The following is a 19,001-nucleotide window of genomic DNA, read 5'->3' as shown; positions in this document are numbered from 1 at the left end:
ACGAAGCAATGGAATAAGCATCTTTGCTTTGTCTATGTCATAAATTAATATTTTAAAATGTTATAGTCATTGTAGTTTAATATTATACAAAACACAACGTGTTAACAGCATAAATATTTTCTCGCATATTGTTCTCACATAACAATATGAAGTATAATAGTTAAATGCAGCATCGATAAAACAAGATCCATGCTATTCGATTGGTACGCAAAGGGGGGTATAAAAATGCCATTACTTTTAAAAAATTTTTATAACGCTACTAAAAACAAATATAAGTTGAAACTGCTTTGCGGAGACCAAGGATTATGCCAAGAAGTATCTTGGGTATACTATTCCGAAGATCTCAATACAACGGACTATATACGAAACGGCAACTTAGTCGTTACTACGGGCATGATTATTCATTCTGAAGAAAACTTAAAAAAATTCATATATGAAATCATCCACCGTAACACTGCCGGCTTATTCATTAACATCGGCCATTATTTGCAGGAGAGCGATATCAACAAAGAAATTATTGATTATTGCAATGTCCATAATTATCCTTTATTTGTATTTCCCTGGGAAATACATATTGCAGACATCATGCAGGATTACTTAAATCGCATTGTGCTGGGACAACTCCATGAAGAAAGCTTAACTAAAGCATTTATTAACCTTATACATAGACCGGACCAAGAAGAACTGTACAAAGAAGAGATTGGAAATTCCTCATTTATGCAAGTAACGAATTACTGTATCCTCTGCTTTTCGCCGCACAATAAGCAAATTAACCCTGAAAGCAAAGAACGTATACTTTTACAGGGTCGCAATGCCATGAATACATATAATACACCTTATCTTTTTTTCCCTTATTTTTATTACTATATTTTAATCATAAGTGACTCGATGTGCAAAAATATAAAAAATATAGTGACTGTTATTGAAAATATATTTCTTCACGAATCACAAATTTGCCGTATTGGTATCAGTAATATTGCTACCGCATGGACAGAACTGCCGGAAAGTTATAAACAGGCGATCGGAGCTGTTACGATTGCAGCCGTTCAACAAGTTTCTCCATTATATTTTGAAAAATTAGGAATCTATCAGCTGTTATTATCTATCGAGGACAAGCGTATATTACACCAATTCAGCAACATCCGTTTATCCGTTCTGACAGAATACGACCACATTCACAATACCGCATTATCTGCCACTTTGAAAATCTATCTCGAAAACGGCTGCAGTCTACAATCAGTCGCTGAACAAACATTTTTACACCGCAACACGATTAATTACAGAATGAAGCAAATACGTCAGCTACTGCCTGTTGATTTTTCTAATGCAACAACACGAATGGAATATTTGATTGCCTATGCTATCGAAGAATATTTAAAAACACAGTAGCAGATCAAAATCTTCGCAAAAAACATGCCTGTCTATCAAAAAAAGCTTGTTCGCTAAGAAACTAAATTAAATACATTTCCAATACAATCTATTATTGTCAAACTCTACATTTATTTTTTGTGCATCTCGCAGCCACGATAAATAAGAACGCAGTGTACTACCAACAAGAACATATTGCTCAAAATTCAATTGCAGTGAATAGACATCAAATATTTGCTTTAGTATTTCTTCAAAGATAAGCGGTATACGGCACATACCATATATCCGTTCGCCAATTTCCATAACCTTTGCCCGATTATACTGTACCAAAGGTATGATATCCGAAGTTACAGCGGCATGAGATGGAACAAAAATAGCCGCTTTCATCGCTTCTACTTTGTCTAGTGTCTGTAAATATTCTTCTACATTATAAATAAAGCTGATATGATATTTATCCAATATTTCCCGACTGCTCAGACAATCAGCTAAAAAAACGACATCGTCGGGTGTCCGAAATCCCACCATATGAAAAAAATGTCCTGGTAAATCCACAGGGATTAATTCCTGTGGAAATCCATCAGCAGAAAAATCTTGAGCCGGACTTTCAGCTGCCCGTAAAAATTTGTGACGCAGGTCCTTCGGCGGATATCCCCCATATAAAAAAGATGTCTCTAAAATAGGCCAACGGGTAAACGCCCGTTCAATACCATTAGCATAAATTCCGCACTGTGTCTGCTTTGCCAAATATGCATTCCCCCCGATATGATCCGCATTGGAATGCGTATTAACAATTCCCCGTAAATGCCAGCATTTTTCGTCCAAAAGCTTACGAATCTTTCTTCCTGCATCTTTATCATTCCCGCTGTCAATAAGATACACCTCCGTACCGCTTAGGTATACACCTATCTTAGCAGGACTTTCAATATAATACGTATTGCCTTTCAATTTAATTAATTCAAACATATCGTTTCCCCCATCTTACACTAAAAAAATTCCCCTCATTCTGCAAAAATAAACCTATATATATTGTAATTTATATATTCATTTCCCATTTCTCCTCGTATATTGTTTTTCCCGAAAGGTCCCATACATTATTAGAAATACTTTCTGCACAAGTAAAACCCATAGTACTATAATGCTGTCTTGCTTCTATAAGGACATCGGCAGTCCAAAGAATAAGTTTTTTATATTTACAGGCTTGTGCCTTATTCATTAATGCGTTTGTTAACGCGGTGCCAACACCGTTTTTACGATATTTCTTGTCAACAAGAAACAGTCGGAGCTGCCCTATTTCCGAGTTCTCTGTTTCACTCAGCATAATGCACCCTGTTAATATCCCTTGGATTTCAGCAATCCATAATTCTTCTCTGGATTTTTTTTGCGTTAACGCAAAATTGCAAGCTACGCTTGCAGCATAATCGCCAAATATAGGCCCCCAATTGTATTCTTCCAAATAAACGTTTCTATGTTCATCCGCAACATATTGCTCTTCTCCTTTTTTATATGGGCGGATAGTATATGCATTATACATGATGTGCTCCCTCCAATATTTCTTCAATGCATTTCATGCAATGAGTTAATTCTGTCCTTTTCGTATCTGACAATGTATTTAAAATTTCCGCAATCTGTTTATCCGATTTGGCACTCAGTACATGCATCCGGTCCTGTCCAGCCGCAGACAGTTTTAAATATTGCACTCGCCCATCTTTTGGAGATCGTTGCTTTTCTATAAGTCCTTGTTGTTGAAAAGACTTTAAAATCCGGCTTAAATATCCTTGATCAAGAAACAATTTTGCAGACAACAATTTCGCCGTGCAGAATTCCATATTCGCAATTTCATATAATATCCGTACTTCGGACAAGGAGAATACGCTATCCAGTATATGTCGGTCCAACAATCCTAATACATTGGTATAGTATCTATTGAATTGTCTTATATCTCTAATTTCTTTTTTTAATTTCTCCTGCATAGCAATCACCTCCCATATATAGTATGGTATTGTATTTATTTGCTTTTGTCAACTATTTATTTGCTAAAAGCAACCATATGCAGTGACAATACAACCGGTATACTAAATAAAAGTAAGGTCCAAACTATTTAAAGTCCGGACCTTTTGCCAAAAAACATTTATTCTTTTGTGTAAATTTTTTCGATTTTATGATGAAGTTTCTGTATCTGTATTCTTGCTTCACAGCGTATCGTTTCCGGATCAACAGTGATACGTGCATCTCCGCTTTTCATAGCAGCTTCTGCAACAGCTGCTGCAACGGCTGGGGCTACCCGTTCGTCAAAAGCGTCCGGAATAACGTAAGCTTCATTTAATTCATCCTCGGAAACAAGAGAAGCGATCGCGTATGCTGCCGCAAGTTTCATCTCTTCGTTGATATGCCGTGCTCTTACAGCTAAGGCTCCCCGAAAAATACCTGGAAAAACCATGACATTATTGATTTGATTAGGAGCGTCGGAACGTCCTGTACCAACAATTCTTGCACCAGCTTGTTTGGCTGACGAATAATCTGTTTCCGGTATAGGATTGGCCATGGCAAATACGACGGCATCAGAATTCATAGAGCAAATAATTTCCTTAGTAAAAAGATGCGGTCCTGATACACCCAATAACAAATCTGCCCCAGCTGCGGCATCTGCCAGTATTCCCTGCATATTATCTTTATTGGTAATCTCTGTCAGCTGTTTTTGTACATTATTCAGCCCTTTCATACCTTTGTGCAGGATACCTGCTTTATCAACTACGATAACATGCTGTGCACCGGCCAAAATGAGAAGGCGCGCAATAGACGCTCCTGCGGCTCCCGCTCCGTTGATAACAATCTTAGCCGTTTCTAAATGTTTCCCAATACAGCGAAAAGCTCCAATCACTCCGGCCAAGGCCGCAATAGCAGTTCCATGCTGGTCATCATGAAATACCGGTATGTCCATTTCATTCTTTAACGTTGTTTCAATTTCATAACATTTAGGCGATGAAATATCCTCTAAATTAATCCCTGCAAACGAAGGCTGCAGCAATTTTACTGCTTCAATAAATGTATGCGGGTCTTTTGTATCTAAACAAATCGGGACCGCATTAACTCCGCCAAACACCTTAAATAATACAGATTTCCCTTCCATAACCGGCATAGCTGCTTCCGGTCCAATATCACCCAATCCCAAAACACGTGTTCCATCAGAAATAACGGCAATCATATTGCCACGGCAAGTCAAATCAAAAGATAACTCTTTATTTTTCGTAATCTCACGACATGGCTGTGCAACACCTGGTGTATATAATGTACTTAAATCATCACTTGTTTCTAACACAGCACATGGCAGCATCTCCAAAATACCTTTTTTCCCCTTTCTAACTTTCATTGCTTGTTCATCAAAATTCATAAGTATCCCCTCCATCATAAACTTAAAATATCATTAAATGCGCAATAATATATCCTACACAGCAACCAACAACGACAGTAATCATGCCAGTTGCCATAAAACTATGGTTAAGAATGTATTTCCCGATTTTTGTCGTACCTGAACGGTCAAAATTAATACAAGCTAAATCCGACGGATATGTCGGAATAAAAAAATATGCATAGGTTGCCGAAATAAAAGATATAATAATAACCGGATCCACTCCAGCCGCTAATGCCAAAGGTACGACAATCGCAACCGCTGCCGCTTGAGAATTTACGAATTTTGAAGTAAGAAACAAAAGAACTGCATATGTCCACGGATATGCAGACACAAAACTACTAATAAATTCCTTAAAATAGGGAATGTAATTGGTAAAAAAAGTGTCCGCCATCCATGCTACCCCATATACACAGACAATCGCAGTCATGCCCGCTTTAAATACGGTGCTTTCACCTACATCTTTAGCTTTGACGTTGCATGTCAATAAAATAACAGCAGAAACAAGCAGCATTATCATTTGAATCAATACCGTCATCGAAATAGTTTTTATTTGACCTGTTCCCGTTGTAAAATGAGGCAGCAGCAAGGGATTACTGCCAAACACAGCAATACAAGCAATTCCCAACAGGAAAAAAACTGCAGCAAGTGTATATTCTTTAGGAAATTTTTTACCAATAAGACTTTCTGCCCTATCTCCATATATATATGCTTTTTGCTCAGGATTTTTAATACGTTCCTGAAAACAAGCATCATCTTCTAAATTTTTACCGCGATACATACTCCATATAGCTGCACAAAGCAATCCGCAAAAAATAGAAGGAATAGAAACCATCAGTAAATCGACGATGGTAATATTAGGATAATAGACAGAAATAAATCCTGCCATAGATACCAATCCAACGGAAGCGGGCGACGCCATAATACCTGCTTGAGATGCTGTAGCCGATACAGCCATTGGTCGTTCCGGACGAATGTTTTGTTTAATTGCAATATCATAAATAATAGGATATACCGTATATACAACGTGTCCAGTCCCACATAGTACGGTTAAAATAAACGTTGTTATCGGTGCACAAATAGTAATGTATTTGGGATTTTTTCGCAAAATTTTTTCTGCAAATTTCAGCATAATAGTTAATCCGCCAGAAGTTTGTAAATAACCGGCACAAGTTACAACTGCCAAAATGGTGAGAATAACGTCAACAGGCGGTGACCCTGGCTGATATCCAAAAATAAAGGTATACACAATGAGCCCTATGCCGCTGATAACAGCTAAGCCTAATCCACCATGCCGGACTCCGATAAGCAAACACGCAAGCAAAACAATAAATCCCCATACTAATTCCATACAAACACCTCTTTTGTTTTTCGGAATACAATGGATATCACATTGCACAACCTATGTATGTATAGTATAATCGTCGCATATATAAGTCAAAGACTTTAATGATTATATAATCGATAGCTTTTATACTATATTATATTCATTTTTATATCCCTTCCCATGGTTTACAGCTTGATAACAGAAAGGAATGATCTCTATGAACGGATTTTCAAAGGAGTTTGAGTATCTGAATAAAATTGTTGAAGCCGGCAGCTTTTCTATAGCAGCCGAACAATTATATATTGCACAACCTTCTCTGAGCCAATTCGTAAAGCGTCTAGAAAAAAACATCGGTGCTGAAATTTTTGATCGGTCACATGCCCCTATTCAACTAACAGAAGCCGGCAAAATTTATCTGGAAATCGGGCGAGAAATACAGGAATTGCAACATTCACGCGAAAAGCAGATTCAGGATTTAGGAAATTTTATTCAAGGGCAAGTCCGTATAGGCAGTTCAAATTATCGAAGCTCCACATTATTATCCAAGGTTATTCCCATTGTAAAAAATCGCTATCCTCATATTCATATCACGTTGGAAGAAGGAAAAACAAAGGAGTTAGAGGATTTTATATTACAAGGAAAAACGGACTTTTCTATTGTACTGCATCCTTTCTTCAATCCAGGGTTGCAATATATTGAACTGTTCCGTGAAGAATTACTTCTGGTCTTATCTTCAAGTCATCCTTTATGTATACATAAAGATTACACGTTGTCTGCAAATTCTAAGTATCCGATACTTAATCCGCATAAACTTTTTCATGAACCGTTTATCGTTATGAAGGAAGGGCAGCGGCTTAGAAGTTCTTTTTTCGAATTTACTACAGAAAATGGATTTTTTCCTCCCATTGTCTTAGAATCCGGTGATATGTCTACTGCACAAACACTAGCTGCCGCGGGTGTCGGTGCCACAATCGTTCCTGCAAAATTAGCGGCACATTGTACCGCACCTATCCCTCCCTGTTATTTCAGTTTAAGAAACTTCTTATCAGATTGGCAAGTTGTTATTGCTTTTAAAAAAGAAAAATACCTTTCCAAAGCCGCCAAAACCGTCATTCAAATCATAGAAGAAATAACAAAAAATGATTAATTGGATATAAAAATTCAACGGCGTATAAAAAAACAGGATTCCCCTTTTTGCAAAAAACATCGGGGACATCCTTTGAGCTAGAGCTTCAAAAGGTGTCCCCGATGTTTTTTGATACCGTCAATTATTCGACAATCGACCATACTGATTTTCTCAAAAATTAAAATAAGTTTTTATAAATTTCAATCACATCATCTTCACTCAAAACGACAAAATTATTAGCCATTAATCGACCTTGATTTATCATCACAGAATCGGCAAATTCCTTTAAATCTTTTTCTGTTACTCCATATTCATGAAGTGCTTTTTTCGGTAAAATACCATTTAAAAGATTTTCCAATTGACTATAGACATCTGCTTCCTTACATCCAAGTATTTCAGAAAGGAAGCGATTCATAACGGCAATTTCTCCTTCGGATTTTATAGACATATACCGATTCATAACGCCTGTAAACATGGCATAATTTGACTCTCCATGAGCTACATGATATTTTGCCCCCAAAGGATAACTCATTGCATGAACAGCCGCACATCCAGCATTGCCAAATGCAATCCCTGCATAATTACTAGCCAGTAAAAAATCCTTCATCAAAGAAACTCGTGCCTCTCTCCCTTGTTCTCTGATTTGGATAAATCCGTTTAAAATTTTCTCAATCGCTTTGTAACTGAACATACGTGTCGTTTCGTTTGCTTTGGGAGATAATGCAGATTCAACAGCATGTACCAAGGCATCAATCGAACTTGTCGCAAACACGTTAAACGGAAGAGTCTTCAACAGTTCCGGTATCAGGACAGCTTGATCACTATACAATGGTTCAACGGCCAATCCTTTTTTCGTATGACGGCTGACTAATGCCAGCACCGCCACATTCGTTACCTCACTGCCTGTACCGCAGGTTGTCGGTACAATAACAAGCTCCTTATCTTTTATTGGTGTAATTTTTCCGTCGTACAAGTCAAGCACAGGTGAAACATTTTTAAGTACAAAAATTTTTGATAAATCAATGACAGTACCGCCGCCGATAGCAATAATTCGTTTTATGCCTTTGGGTATATCCCTGTAAATAGCTTCAGCCATCTCATCTGAAGGTTCTCCTTCTCCATATTTTTCCTGAAATAGTATCTCACACGCTAAATGTAAATCTCTAAAATTAGGATCATAAATATATTGATTCGTAATAATCAAATCTCCCTTGCCAATATGAAAGTCATCGGCAAATTCTCTGCACGTAGTATAAGACATAATTGTTGGTTTAATCATTAACTCTTGCATATAAGTTCCCCCTTTTAACATAACAACATAATTTATTTATTCCAGAGTTCTTCCGCTGCCGGAACATGCGCATCTGCAATACAATAGGAAATCCTGGAAATATTCAGAAAATGTTTATATGTAATATTTTCCGACACACTGTTTCCTCCCCATGTACCACAGCCTAAGGTCGTCGTCGGATTCAAGCCATTTGCATAACTTCCTCCCGCAGTTATAGCGCAAGACTGGTTTACCATAATACGACTGACAGGCAGCTCACAGCCAGCCATTTCAATATGGACTTTATTGTACGAATGAATAGATGCCGTATGTCCTGCACCTTTAAAAAAATAATTTTCTTTTGCCATTTGAATCGCTTCGTCAAATGTATGATATTTTAATCCTACCAGAACAGGACAAAGTTTTTCATCACAAAGCGATTCTTCTATTCCATATTTTTCAAGTTCAACAAAAAACACAGTAGTATCCGCAGGAATAGTAATTCCTGCCGCTTCAGCAATTTTCTGCGGATCTTTACCAATTAGTTTTTTATTCATTTTGTTTTCCGGAAAAATAGTATGCCGCATTATTTCAATCTGATTGGGATCGTGTATTACAAAAACCCCATTTCGCTTAAATTCGTTGATAATATTATCATACATATCATCTGGGATAAATACACACTGTTCTCCAGAACAAATAATTCCATTATCGAATCTACGGCCTGCAATAACTTTAGAAACAGCATCTGCAATATCTGCATCACGATCAATAATAACCTGTGTATTTCCTGCACCAACACCTAATGACGGCTTTCCGCTGCTGTATGCAGCTTTAACCATATCCGTTCCTCCCGTTGCTGCAATAAGGTCTACCGAAGCCATTAACTCCTTTGAAATTTGTATGTCGGCTTCCGGGATAATCTGTATAAGATCTTTGGGAACTGCGATTTTATCGAGTTCCTCTTTTATAAGTTCTACTGTTTTCATACTGCATTTTACAGACTTAGGATGTGGAGAAATAATGATGGAGTTTCTCCCCTTAAGTACTGCCATGCTGTTCATCATGAGTGTAACGACCGGATTGGTACAAGGCTGGATAGCCCCCACGACACCCACAGGCTTTGCCAAATATACTAACCCACGCGCCGGATTCCTTTTAATAATTCCCACACTTTTTTTATCTCTCAAATAGTTCCAAATCATACCGGATTTGCTGCGGCATTTTACAATTTTATCGGCGGCAACTCCCATGCCGGTTTCTTTCGCAGCCATAGGTCCTAATATCTCAGCATTTTCATACACAACACGTCCAATACATTGAACCACTTCGTCTACTTGTTCCTGTGTATACATTTCAAACTTTTTTTGTGCGGACCGTGCTTTTTCAACTGTTTCCGTTACATTTACCGCCATACATATCGCATCCTTTCTGCATAAAGATAGAAATATATATGTACTTTGCCACTATGCCACACAATATCTTTTAACTTATTATACAGCAAACAAGTTACACATACAGCCATATTTTTCTAAATACCATAACAAACTATTTTTTTATCTATATATTGCTAATAAAATAACAGCAGGTATCAAAACTAATTTTGCTCACAATATGTTCATACCCATAAATCTAATGAACCAAGCAAAAGTCCTAATACTGCAAAAAAATGCTGCCTGACACGGTTTACTTATAAATTAATGCCGCTGTAAAATGAAATCCCCAATTAAAACACAGAATACACTATCTATGTTCTAGCTGGGGATTACTTGCACAATTCATTTATTAAAAATTAGAACGTATGATGATTCCACACTATATCTTATAATAATTTTCTTTTACTCCCGGATGTTTGATTGCTTTTTTATCAAAAACACTTACTATATAAAAAGTTATGACACAAACTATCCATTCCATATAAATAGGGTGTGCAACAATATGTGTAGCGGGAATAAATTCCCAAGCAAATAAGGTTATAATCCCCATTAAAGTAGTATAAAAGGCTGTATTTTTTCGACATAACCGAGGTATAAAAATCGTACCTAAAAATACTACCGTAAACGCAGTGGTCAAGGATAGTCCAATTAACATTGTTTTAACAATTCCACTAGCATTGAACGCCATCCACAACGTGCCTCCTCCTAAAATTAAAATTGCCCAGCGGTTGATAATCGTATATTTGTGATCGGATATTTGTGGGTCAAAAAATCGTTTATAAATATCTTGGCTGAACAATGTTCCTGCCGCTAAAAGGATATGACTGCAAGTACCAATATCAGCAGCCCATAGTGCGGCCAGTGTAATACCGGATACGATAGGGTCAAGACCCATTATCATATTAGGCAATGCCAACGTTGCATTTAAATCAGGATGAGACACACGGGCTGCCATTCCCATAATGGCACAAAGAAACCCAATAGGAAGCATCAGTAATGCCCCCCACAGAAACCCATGTTTTGCCGTTTTTGCATCCCCTGCAGCACATGCAATCTGTACAGGCCCTTGTGCCGTCAACGTCTGTGTAATCATAACGACAAACCAGCCAATCACGGTTGCCAATCCCAGAGGTGCAATAGGGTCGAACCATGCCACTCCCTCAGGCAGTGATAGTACAAACTGGTTCCAGCTGCCTTGCTGCTGAATAATGGAATACGTGCTAACCAAAACACCAAAATAAATTAAAGTCACACTCAGAATATTAGAAATACCGGAAAACCACAATCCACCGATAAGCGTCGTCCCAATGAAAACAACAGCACTGACAATCATGCCTTGTTCAAAGGTAAAAAACTGCGGCAGCAAGCTTGATAAAATAGCTCCGCCAGCAATATATTGCAAAGACGTAATAACGAGCTGCACTGTAATCATACCTAAAACAGCAATTGCTCGGCCTTTTTTGTCGTAAAATCGTTCAAAAAATTCCGGAATTGTCGTACATTCCATCTGCCGGTATTTTCCTGCCGCTACAAAGGCCATTGCTACTGCTCCCGCCGCCCAAGCTACATTATACAAGCCTGCTGATATACCATAGGTAAAGGCATTTTCCGCAACCCCAATTGTTGAAGCAGCACCTACCGCGGTTGCAGTAATATTAGCAGCAACCATCGGCGTCGTCAAACCTCTTCCCGCAAATAAGAATCCCATACTGTTCATTGTACGCCGCCGTACATATATGCTGATAGCGACGAGAATACACACATACAAAATAACGATACCCAATTGGATATTCATTTTTCCTCCTGCCTTCCCCTTTTCAATTTACTACCTTGTATTACTGTTAACTTTTTCTGCACATCATTATCCCAGCCAACCTTTGTCTATTTTCAACAATATATAATATACGCTGCGTAATAAACAAATCTAATGATTTTTATGCAATTGACTTCATTATATCACAATGTCTCATTTAATACATACTAAAATAGATTGCTGAAAATTAACAATGAATTATTATTTATACCATCGTTAAAATACTTAAATTCTTAAAATTATTATCTATAATATAGGCTTGACTAATAAAAATTTTAGTGTAATAATAAAAAAAAGCAACGGTGCTAAATAAAGTATCGTTGCTTTATTTTTATAAACTTACATATCTGTCATTCCTTATCAACGTGCCCCATTACGATATGGAATTTATGATGAGGAGATGTCCCAATGAAGGAAACACATGCTGATTATGTACGCCGTTTTCAAGAATTTATAAAATTCCCTACTATATCCACTACCAATGATGAGGCTACTGATTTTGCTCCTTTCTCTCAATTTCATGAATATTTAGAAAAAAACTATCCCTTGGTACATTCCTATACCCAAAAAGAAAACATAGGAAATGCAAGCTTATTATTCCATTGGAAATCATCACATCCTACGCTGCCTCCCGTTTTACTTATGGGTCACCAAGATGTTACCTCTGCCGGAGATCCTGCATTATGGCACTACCCGCCATTTTCCGCCGAAATTGCAGATGACTGTATATGGGGACGCGGAACAACAGACTGCAAGCATATTATGTTTGCAGAATTAGAAGCTGTAGAAGCCTTACTGTCAGAAGGTTTTTCTCCTGCGTATGATATATATTTAAGTTACGGCCATAATGAAGAGGTGGGAGCGGACAACGCCCATAAAGGAGCCGTCTTAACAGCAGCAGAATTAGCCCGCCGAGGAGTACATCTTGAATGCCTGCTTGATGAAGGCGGTATGGTAACAGCGGGAAAAGAAAAAGGATATGATGGCTATATTGCAAATATCAGCTTAGCGGAAAAAGGATTTAATAATTACAAATTGTATTATGAATGCAGCGGAGGTCACTCTTCTACACCCGGACAAGGATCCGCTCTAGGTAAAATAGCCCGCGGAATTATAGGTGTTGAAGACAATCCGTTTCCATATCGCTTGACGCCATTAACACGCAAACAACTTTCTGCAATGTCCCTTTATGTATCAGAGCCAGAAAAAAGTATCTTCGCTTCTCCTGAAAAGCACTGGAACGAACTTAAAAAACTTGCTGAATCGGATAAAAAACTAGATGCTATATTACACACAACAATGGCCGTAACAATGGCCTCTGGCAGCCAACAGGCCAATGTTCTCCCCTCTCAGGCTGAAGCAGTTATCAATTGCAGATTATTGCAGGGTGATACCGTTGAATCCGTATTATCATACATACGCAGTCATATCCCCGCAAATCTTACGGTGCGCAGTATGTATGACGCGGATCCCGTCCCCGTACCAGACGTAGATGAAAATGGTACATATGGGCTGTTATCTTCTGTATTAAAAGATATGTATGGCAAACAGACCATCCTTGTTCCATCTTTAATGACCGGTGGCACAGATGCACGATTTTATGCTGATATATGTGATAATCTATTTCGCTTTGGCGGTTTTCTTCGCGATAACAGATGGGGGCAGGCCCATGAAATAAATGAAAAAATCCCTTGTGATGCATTGCCATCAGGAATTAATTTTTTCAAAACATTCCTGAAAAAATATAACATAAAAAACCAATAATACCATTATCGCAATCAATTACGATACAATGAAATGGAGGAATTACCCATGGATCCAAAGCAGAAAATCGAACAGCTTGTAGAACAAAAAAAAGATAAGTTTATTGCACTTAGCCGAACTATATGGGAATTTGCTGAATTAGGGTATGAAGAATATCAATCTTCCGAAACCCTATGTAAATCACTGGAAGAAGAAGGTTTTGCCGTCACCAAGAAGCTGGCAGGTATTCCTACAGCCTTTAAAGGCGTATGGGGCAGCGGCAATCCTGTAATCGGCATATTAGGAGAATATGATGCATTGCCCGGTTTAAGCCAAAAAGCCGGATGTCCTGTTAAGACACCCTTACACGAAAACGGTGCGGGACATGGCTGCGGCCATAATTTATTAGGTGCCGGAGCCATGGCAGGTGCCGTTGCCTTAAAAGAATACTTAGAAAGTACAAAACAAGCGGGAACCATTATATATTTTGGTACTCCTGCAGAAGAAAATTTAAGTGGCAAGGCATTTATGGCGCGAGACGGTGTGTTTGACGGGGTAGACTTTTTTTATACTTGGCATCCCTCTTCTTTCAATCGTATTGGTGCCGTACATATGAACGCGAATATAAGTCGCATTTATGAATTCAAAGGCATCACTGCTCATGCCGGTGGTGCTCCTCATTTAGGACGAAGCGCCCTTGATTCCTGTGAATTAATGGGAGTAGGTGCAAATTATCTTCGTGAACATATCATTATGGAAGCCCGCATACACTATGCATATTTAGATGTTGGCGGCCGAGCTCCCAATGTAGTTCAGGATCATGCTGCCGTACGATATGTGATTCGTGCCCCCTATTTACGACAAGTAAAAGACATTATAAAGCGAGTCGACCAAATTGCTGAAGGGGCTGCTCTTATGAGCGGTACAACCGTGACATATCACACAGAATCCGGGTATTCAGAATATATACCAAATAACGTTCTTGCCGAAACGGCAGACAAAGCGCTTCATGAAATAGGAGGACCGCTTTGGGATGAACAAGATTTTGCACTGGCTAAAGACTTCACAGAGGCATTTAATGACCAATCAAAAGAGAAAGAACGAGAAACTATCATCCAACGCTATGGCCGAGATAAATTAGCAGAAAAATTACAAAATCCGCTGGATACGCAAATTGAAAAATATGACAAAAATCATATAATAATGGAATTTGGTTCCACTGATGCCGGTGATGTTGGCTATATTGCTCCTACGGTGCACCTCAACATTGCTACCGAAGCTCTTGAAACACCTGGCCACTCCTGGCTGAAAGCTGGACAAGCAAATTCTTCGATTGGATTAAAAGGAATGGTAACAGCAGCCAAAGTAATTGCTCTTTCTTGTGTCAAAATGATAGAAGATCCCGATAAAATCAAACAAGCCAAAGCAGAATTTATGCAGAAAAACAATGGCATATATGATTGTCCCGTGGCCGGAGTTACTGAATTACCTAAACTATAAAAACATATATATCTATAGTATGAATCAATACGGGCTGATAACTAATCTGTTATCAGCCCGTATTGATTCATACTATAGATCATGTATTCTTTTTACGATGCAACTTCAGCCAATTAATCGCACTTTGTGCATATACACCGGAACCGCCAGATAAAACAGAATCATCCATTGTAAAATTATTGCTATGATGTGAATGAACTGCACCTACTGCCGGATTATAAATACCCACAAATGCAAAACATCCCGGTTTATGTTTTAAATAATAAGCAAAATCCTCTCCTCCCATTGTTTCAGATATATCAAATAACGCATCTTTCCCTAATACATCAACAACTGCCTGAGACATGATTGCCGTGCATTCTTTGTCATTAATAGTCGGCAAAACCATTTCTTTATATTCTAACTCTGCCGTCGCTCCATAGGCATGTGCCGTATCTATAATAATCCGCTCCATTGTACTTTTTAAATCTGCCCCTATCGCGGGATCAAAAAAGCGAGTTGTTCCTTCCATTACCGCTTCTCCTGCAATAATATTGAAACGATCACCACTATGCAGCATCCCAATGGTCAGTACAACAGGCTCTGTCGCACTATAATGCCGAGATACAATGGACTGCAGATTCATTACAATAGCCGCCGATACTACAATAGCATCTACCGTCTGCTGTGGCTGAGAGGCATGTCCTGATTTTCCATGAACCCTGATTGTAAATTGATCTCCTGCTGCTAAATTTGCTCCTTCTTTTACAGAAATTTTTCCCGCCGGAGTATCAATCCATGCGTGAGCACCAAAAATAGCTCCTATTTCATCATACCAGTTACCAAAACGCATCATATAGGAAGCTCCACTGCCTAATTCTTCTGCCGGTTGGAAAATCAGATATACAGTTCCATAAATATCATCTTTCATAGCTAGCAGCATACGCGCAGCTCCCAACAACATCGCGATATGGCTGTCATGTCCGCAGGCATGCATCTTTCCTTCATGCCTTGATTTGAAATCTACATCATTAATTTCCGTTACATTCAATGCATCGATATCAGCCCGCAAAGCCACTGCGCTTCCCTCATGAGCTCCATGAATTATCGCAATCAATCCGGTGTTTTTTTCTGGGTGTATCTCATAAGGAATCCCCATTGTCTCCAATTCAGCTGCAATACGTTTTGTCGTTTCTATTTCTTCATAACTAAGTTCCGGATATTGATGAAATTCCCGTCTTAAATCGCGCACATATCCTTCCAACATCTTCACCAATTCTGTTATCTCCATTACTGCATCCCCCCTCCGTAGCATAACAATATATTCCATACATTCCCCTGCATTCAAATATATCAAGTGCAAGGTTTTACAGCCATTACGCTTAAAAACCTTGCACTTGAATAGGTATATATGCTGTTTCCACAAAACGGCACCCAGTAAACACCACTTTATTTTCATATCATGAATAAATCAGTATATAAATACTTTCCCACCGCATTCATGGCGTTTATCATATACCACCATTATTCAAAATGCCATTCATTAAGATCATCCAAGGAACCTTCCCAAAACTCTTTAATACCGCCTTTTAAATTTTTTGTTTTTGTAATAATATCATCCGGCACATATAAAGATACGATAAATTGATTATCTCTCATATATTTCTGAATTTCTGAATATGCAGCTTTGCGTTGATCAGCAGAAGTCATAGCTGCTGCTTTTAAGAACATATCTGTAAGTTTCGGATCATCTGTGTGCGGATAATTATTACTTCCTCCGGGAATAAAGTAAGAACCATAATCCGGATCTACCGTCATGCCATATCCCAAAAGCAATAATTGATAATCACCTTTTTTTGCATTGCCCAATGTTGTTGGAAAATCCAATTTTTGCTGCTTAACATTCAATCCAATAGCTTTCAGATCTTGTTGAATCAAATCAGCCGATTGTTCACGAAGTACATTTCCAATAGGTACCTGCAAAGTCAATTCTTGAGATGTATCAAATCCTGATTCAGCTAATTCCTGTTTTGCTTTAGCTACATCATAAGGTAGCATTTCTACATTTTTGTCATATGCCGGACACGGTACTGTATACACAGTGGGAGCTAATCTCGCGGCACCTTTGAAAAGTTGATCTACAATCTGCTGCCGATTAATTGCCATTGTAATAGCACGCCGGAATTTTACATTAAAAGCCGGATTGCTATTGTTAACTTCCAAATACTGTCCCCCTAATGCAGGAGCTGTTGATATGTCGAGTTTACTGTCTTTTTTCAACATATCTAAATCCTTAACCGGAATTACACCAATCCCATCACCTGCTGTCATCTGAATATTTCCAGACTTAAGTTCAGTTACCAAATTGGTACCATTCATAATGCGGATAAATATTTTATTCAGCTTAGGTGCTCCTTTATAATATTCTTTATTCGCTGTGTATTCCACATGATCATTTGTAACGTACGTCACAAATTTAAACGGTCCGCTGGTAACGGTAGGTTTAGTGGCCGCTTCAGAATTAGCAATAGAAGCGGGGTCTAATTTTTCAAATACATGTTTTGGTATAATGAATACCTTGAACCCTAAAAAGCCTTTAACGTACTCAGGGTCTACCGGTGTTTTAGTCTTAAATGTTATTGTATGTTCATCTTTTGCCACTAAATCCGGAATTTTATCTCCACTTGTTAGTTTTCCTTGATCATCTACTCCTTCTAACATATTGATATACATCCCTTTGGTTGTTTCCACTTTAGGATTAGCAATCAAATTGAAGGTATATATGACATCTTCCGCTGTAATCGGCTGTCCATCCGTCCACTTTGCCTTTGGATTAAGTTTTATCGTATAATTCTGGTTATCTTGTGTTTCAATACTTTCTGCCAGTTCCGGAGTAAATTTGTTCGGTTCCGGCATTCCCAAAAGTGAGTCATACATAAAGCGAATAGAAAATTGTCCTGCAATCCCCGGGTTAAATAGTGGATTAAGCGAATCCGGCGCATTAGTCATACCAATATATAACGTATCACTTTTACTTTTTCCGCTGTCGCCTTTACTGCCACACCCACTAATCATTATTGCTCCCGCCAGCAGAGACACCCCTAATATAAATCCTTTTCTTCTACGTATCCAGTTTAATACTCCCATAATACAGCCCCCCAAAAGTACAAATATCAAAACGCTTCATACAAACCTTTCAAAAATCAATTATTCATATATATCCGCTAGATATTTGTTTTATTCTCCCCCTCTATTCATTAAATTAAATATAATACTAAATTAATATAAAAAGCCTCTGCACGTCATATATGCAGAGGCATCTTTACCTATATTAACTTATATCACATACTATAAGCTACGATCGTATATTTGTCAAATATTTTTTCTTATTTATCATAAAATAAATAAAATAAATATGTTTTTTTTCATAATTTTATTTAAATTAATAAAATTAATGCGTTTGTTTCTTTATTTAAACAGCTCAAGATGGTGTCGTATGAAATATACTTTATATTATCTGTAAATACGTATTTTTCCTTGTATACTATATAGTTATAATTCGTGTCCTATGTTTAAAAACATCTTAATACTACTGGTATCACTCTATAAATACAACGAATACGGAGAAAAATAAATATTTCTAAACAACATTCTATCATCATTATAATCAATACAGTTTACTTTTTCATTTTCTCCGCCTATCTTCCGATAGTGTCAAGATAAATGTGTAAACGTTCCTGCAAGCATTTTAGGCTGTTCTTACCGATTAGGATTATCAAACATATTCACTAAATCACTTTCGGCCGCATTGAACCCTAAATGGATTCGAGCAGCTTGCTTTCGATTATAGTCACTGTAATATGTACAAACGAATCGTTCCAGTGATGCCTCGTTTGGGAATTGTTCTTTTAACTTCGCATGATGTTTTAATCCTTTATTATTATTTTCAATGAGGTTCGACGTATAGACACTCCTCTGAATACTCGCTGGAAAACGATAAAACTCAAAGAGTCCGTCCTGACTTGAAAACATA

Annotated in this window: 15 protein-coding genes; 4 read left to right on the top strand and 11 right to left on the bottom strand. The window is 37.9% G+C overall.

Annotated features, from left to right (window positions below; genetic code table 11):
- The first annotated feature begins 225 nt into the window (after nt 1–225).
- A complete protein-coding gene (locus BLR11_RS11570; protein WP_176762972.1) occupies nt 226–1,389 on the top strand; it encodes a PucR family transcriptional regulator in 1,164 nt (387 codons plus the stop codon).
- Nucleotides 1,390–1,455: 66 nt separating this feature from the next.
- Here BLR11_RS11570 and BLR11_RS11565 read toward each other — a convergent pair whose 3' ends face one another.
- The 5 genes from BLR11_RS11565 to BLR11_RS11545 all read right to left on the bottom strand — a co-directional run bounded on the left by BLR11_RS11565 (nt 1,456) and on the right by BLR11_RS11545 (nt 6,125).
- Nucleotides 1,456–2,331, bottom strand: coding sequence for an MBL fold metallo-hydrolase (locus BLR11_RS11565; protein ID WP_091652238.1), 876 nt, complete (start codon nt 2,329–2,331; stop codon nt 1,456–1,458).
- Between the two features lie 70 nt (nt 2,332–2,401).
- Nucleotides 2,402–2,899, bottom strand: coding sequence for a GNAT family N-acetyltransferase (locus BLR11_RS11560; RefSeq protein WP_091652235.1), 498 nt, complete (start codon nt 2,897–2,899; stop codon nt 2,402–2,404).
- Complete coding sequence (locus BLR11_RS11555; protein ID WP_091652232.1) at nt 2,892–3,338, bottom strand: MarR family winged helix-turn-helix transcriptional regulator; 447 nt, start codon at nt 3,336–3,338, stop codon at nt 2,892–2,894. The genes BLR11_RS11560 and BLR11_RS11555 overlap by 8 nt, the downstream gene beginning before the upstream one ends.
- 158 nt (nt 3,339–3,496) lie before the next feature.
- Nucleotides 3,497–4,756, bottom strand: a complete 1,260-nt coding sequence (locus BLR11_RS11550) for an NAD(P)-dependent malic enzyme (protein WP_091652230.1) — start codon at nt 4,754–4,756, stop codon at nt 3,497–3,499.
- A 22-nt stretch (nt 4,757–4,778) separates the two neighbouring features.
- Nucleotides 4,779–6,125: an anaerobic C4-dicarboxylate transporter gene (locus BLR11_RS11545; RefSeq protein ID WP_091652229.1), complete on the bottom strand. Its 1,347-nt coding sequence runs from the start codon at nt 6,123–6,125 to the stop codon at nt 4,779–4,781.
- Between the two features lie 193 nt (nt 6,126–6,318).
- Between BLR11_RS11545 and BLR11_RS11540 the strand changes: the two genes are divergently transcribed.
- Entirely contained in the window at nt 6,319–7,248 is a 930-nt protein-coding gene (locus BLR11_RS11540; protein WP_091652226.1) for a LysR family transcriptional regulator, read from the top strand.
- Between the two features lie 157 nt (nt 7,249–7,405).
- On the opposite strand, the gene BLR11_RS11535 is transcribed toward BLR11_RS11540, so the two are convergent.
- The 3 genes from BLR11_RS11535 to BLR11_RS11525 form a co-directional block, all read right to left on the bottom strand.
- Complete coding sequence (locus tag BLR11_RS11535) at nt 7,406–8,518, bottom strand: 4-hydroxybutyrate dehydrogenase (RefSeq protein WP_091652225.1); 1,113 nt, start codon at nt 8,516–8,518, stop codon at nt 7,406–7,408.
- 32 nt (nt 8,519–8,550) lie between these two features.
- Nucleotides 8,551–9,912: an aldehyde dehydrogenase family protein gene (locus BLR11_RS11530; protein WP_091652222.1), complete on the bottom strand. Its 1,362-nt coding sequence runs from the start codon at nt 9,910–9,912 to the stop codon at nt 8,551–8,553.
- A gap of 400 nt (nt 9,913–10,312) precedes the next feature.
- The gene (locus BLR11_RS11525) at nt 10,313–11,728 is read right to left on the bottom strand and encodes a sodium:solute symporter family protein (protein WP_091652220.1); all 1,416 of its coding nucleotides are present in this window, start codon (nt 11,726–11,728) and stop codon (nt 10,313–10,315) included.
- Nucleotides 11,729–12,154: 426 nt separating this feature from the next.
- Between BLR11_RS11525 and BLR11_RS11520 the strand changes: the two genes are divergently transcribed.
- Complete coding sequence (locus BLR11_RS11520) at nt 12,155–13,510, top strand: M20/M25/M40 family metallo-hydrolase (protein ID WP_091652217.1); 1,356 nt, start codon at nt 12,155–12,157, stop codon at nt 13,508–13,510.
- 48 nt (nt 13,511–13,558) lie between these two features.
- Nucleotides 13,559–14,989, top strand: a complete 1,431-nt coding sequence (locus BLR11_RS11515) for an amidohydrolase (RefSeq protein WP_091652215.1) — start codon at nt 13,559–13,561, stop codon at nt 14,987–14,989.
- Between the two features lie 79 nt (nt 14,990–15,068).
- Here BLR11_RS11515 and BLR11_RS11510 read toward each other — a convergent pair whose 3' ends face one another.
- From BLR11_RS11510 to BLR11_RS11500, 3 genes are all read right to left on the bottom strand, one after another.
- A complete protein-coding gene (locus tag BLR11_RS11510) occupies nt 15,069–16,259 on the bottom strand; it encodes a M20 metallopeptidase family protein (protein WP_091652212.1) in 1,191 nt (396 codons plus the stop codon).
- Between the two features lie 233 nt (nt 16,260–16,492).
- Nucleotides 16,493–18,115: an ABC transporter substrate-binding protein gene (locus BLR11_RS11505; protein WP_091652210.1), complete on the bottom strand. Its 1,623-nt coding sequence runs from the start codon at nt 18,113–18,115 to the stop codon at nt 16,493–16,495.
- 612 nt (nt 18,116–18,727) lie between these two features.
- A partial coding sequence (locus BLR11_RS11500) for a transposase (RefSeq protein WP_091652207.1) occupies nt 18,728–19,001 on the bottom strand: 274 nt, incomplete at its 5' end.

Source organism: Megasphaera paucivorans, from assembly GCF_900103535.1.
In the GTDB taxonomy this organism is placed as follows: Bacteria; Bacillota; Negativicutes; order Veillonellales; family Megasphaeraceae; genus Megasphaera_A; species Megasphaera_A paucivorans.
Note: the sequence above shows the minus strand (reverse complement) of the source record. Positions and strands in the feature narration are given on the sequence as shown.

What these genes read in the sequence shown, in the direction of transcription:
- BLR11_RS11510 (WP_091652212.1), bottom strand. Translation starts at nt 16,259, where the DNA reads ATGGAGATAACAGAATTGGTGAAGATGTTGGAAGGATATGTGCGCGAT.
- BLR11_RS11560 (WP_091652235.1), bottom strand. Translation starts at nt 2,899, where the DNA reads ATGTATAATGCATATACTATCCGCCCATATAAAAAAGGAGAAGAGCAA.
- BLR11_RS11520 (WP_091652217.1), top strand. Translation starts at nt 12,155, where the DNA reads ATGAAGGAAACACATGCTGATTATGTACGCCGTTTTCAAGAATTTATA.
- BLR11_RS11505 (WP_091652210.1), bottom strand. Translation starts at nt 18,115, where the DNA reads ATGGGAGTATTAAACTGGATACGTAGAAGAAAAGGATTTATATTAGGG.
- BLR11_RS11565 (WP_091652238.1), bottom strand. Translation starts at nt 2,331, where the DNA reads ATGTTTGAATTAATTAAATTGAAAGGCAATACGTATTATATTGAAAGT.
- BLR11_RS11570 (WP_176762972.1), top strand. Translation starts at nt 226, where the DNA reads ATGCCATTACTTTTAAAAAATTTTTATAACGCTACTAAAAACAAATAT.
- BLR11_RS11535 (WP_091652225.1), bottom strand. Translation starts at nt 8,518, where the DNA reads ATGCAAGAGTTAATGATTAAACCAACAATTATGTCTTATACTACGTGC.
- BLR11_RS11550 (WP_091652230.1), bottom strand. Translation starts at nt 4,756, where the DNA reads ATGAATTTTGATGAACAAGCAATGAAAGTTAGAAAGGGGAAAAAAGGT.
- BLR11_RS11515 (WP_091652215.1), top strand. Translation starts at nt 13,559, where the DNA reads ATGGATCCAAAGCAGAAAATCGAACAGCTTGTAGAACAAAAAAAAGAT.
- BLR11_RS11545 (WP_091652229.1), bottom strand. Translation starts at nt 6,125, where the DNA reads ATGGAATTAGTATGGGGATTTATTGTTTTGCTTGCGTGTTTGCTTATC.
- BLR11_RS11525 (WP_091652220.1), bottom strand. Translation starts at nt 11,728, where the DNA reads ATGAATATCCAATTGGGTATCGTTATTTTGTATGTGTGTATTCTCGTC.
- BLR11_RS11555 (WP_091652232.1), bottom strand. Translation starts at nt 3,338, where the DNA reads ATGCAGGAGAAATTAAAAAAAGAAATTAGAGATATAAGACAATTCAAT.
- BLR11_RS11540 (WP_091652226.1), top strand. Translation starts at nt 6,319, where the DNA reads ATGAACGGATTTTCAAAGGAGTTTGAGTATCTGAATAAAATTGTTGAA.
- BLR11_RS11530 (WP_091652222.1), bottom strand. Translation starts at nt 9,912, where the DNA reads ATGGCGGTAAATGTAACGGAAACAGTTGAAAAAGCACGGTCCGCACAA.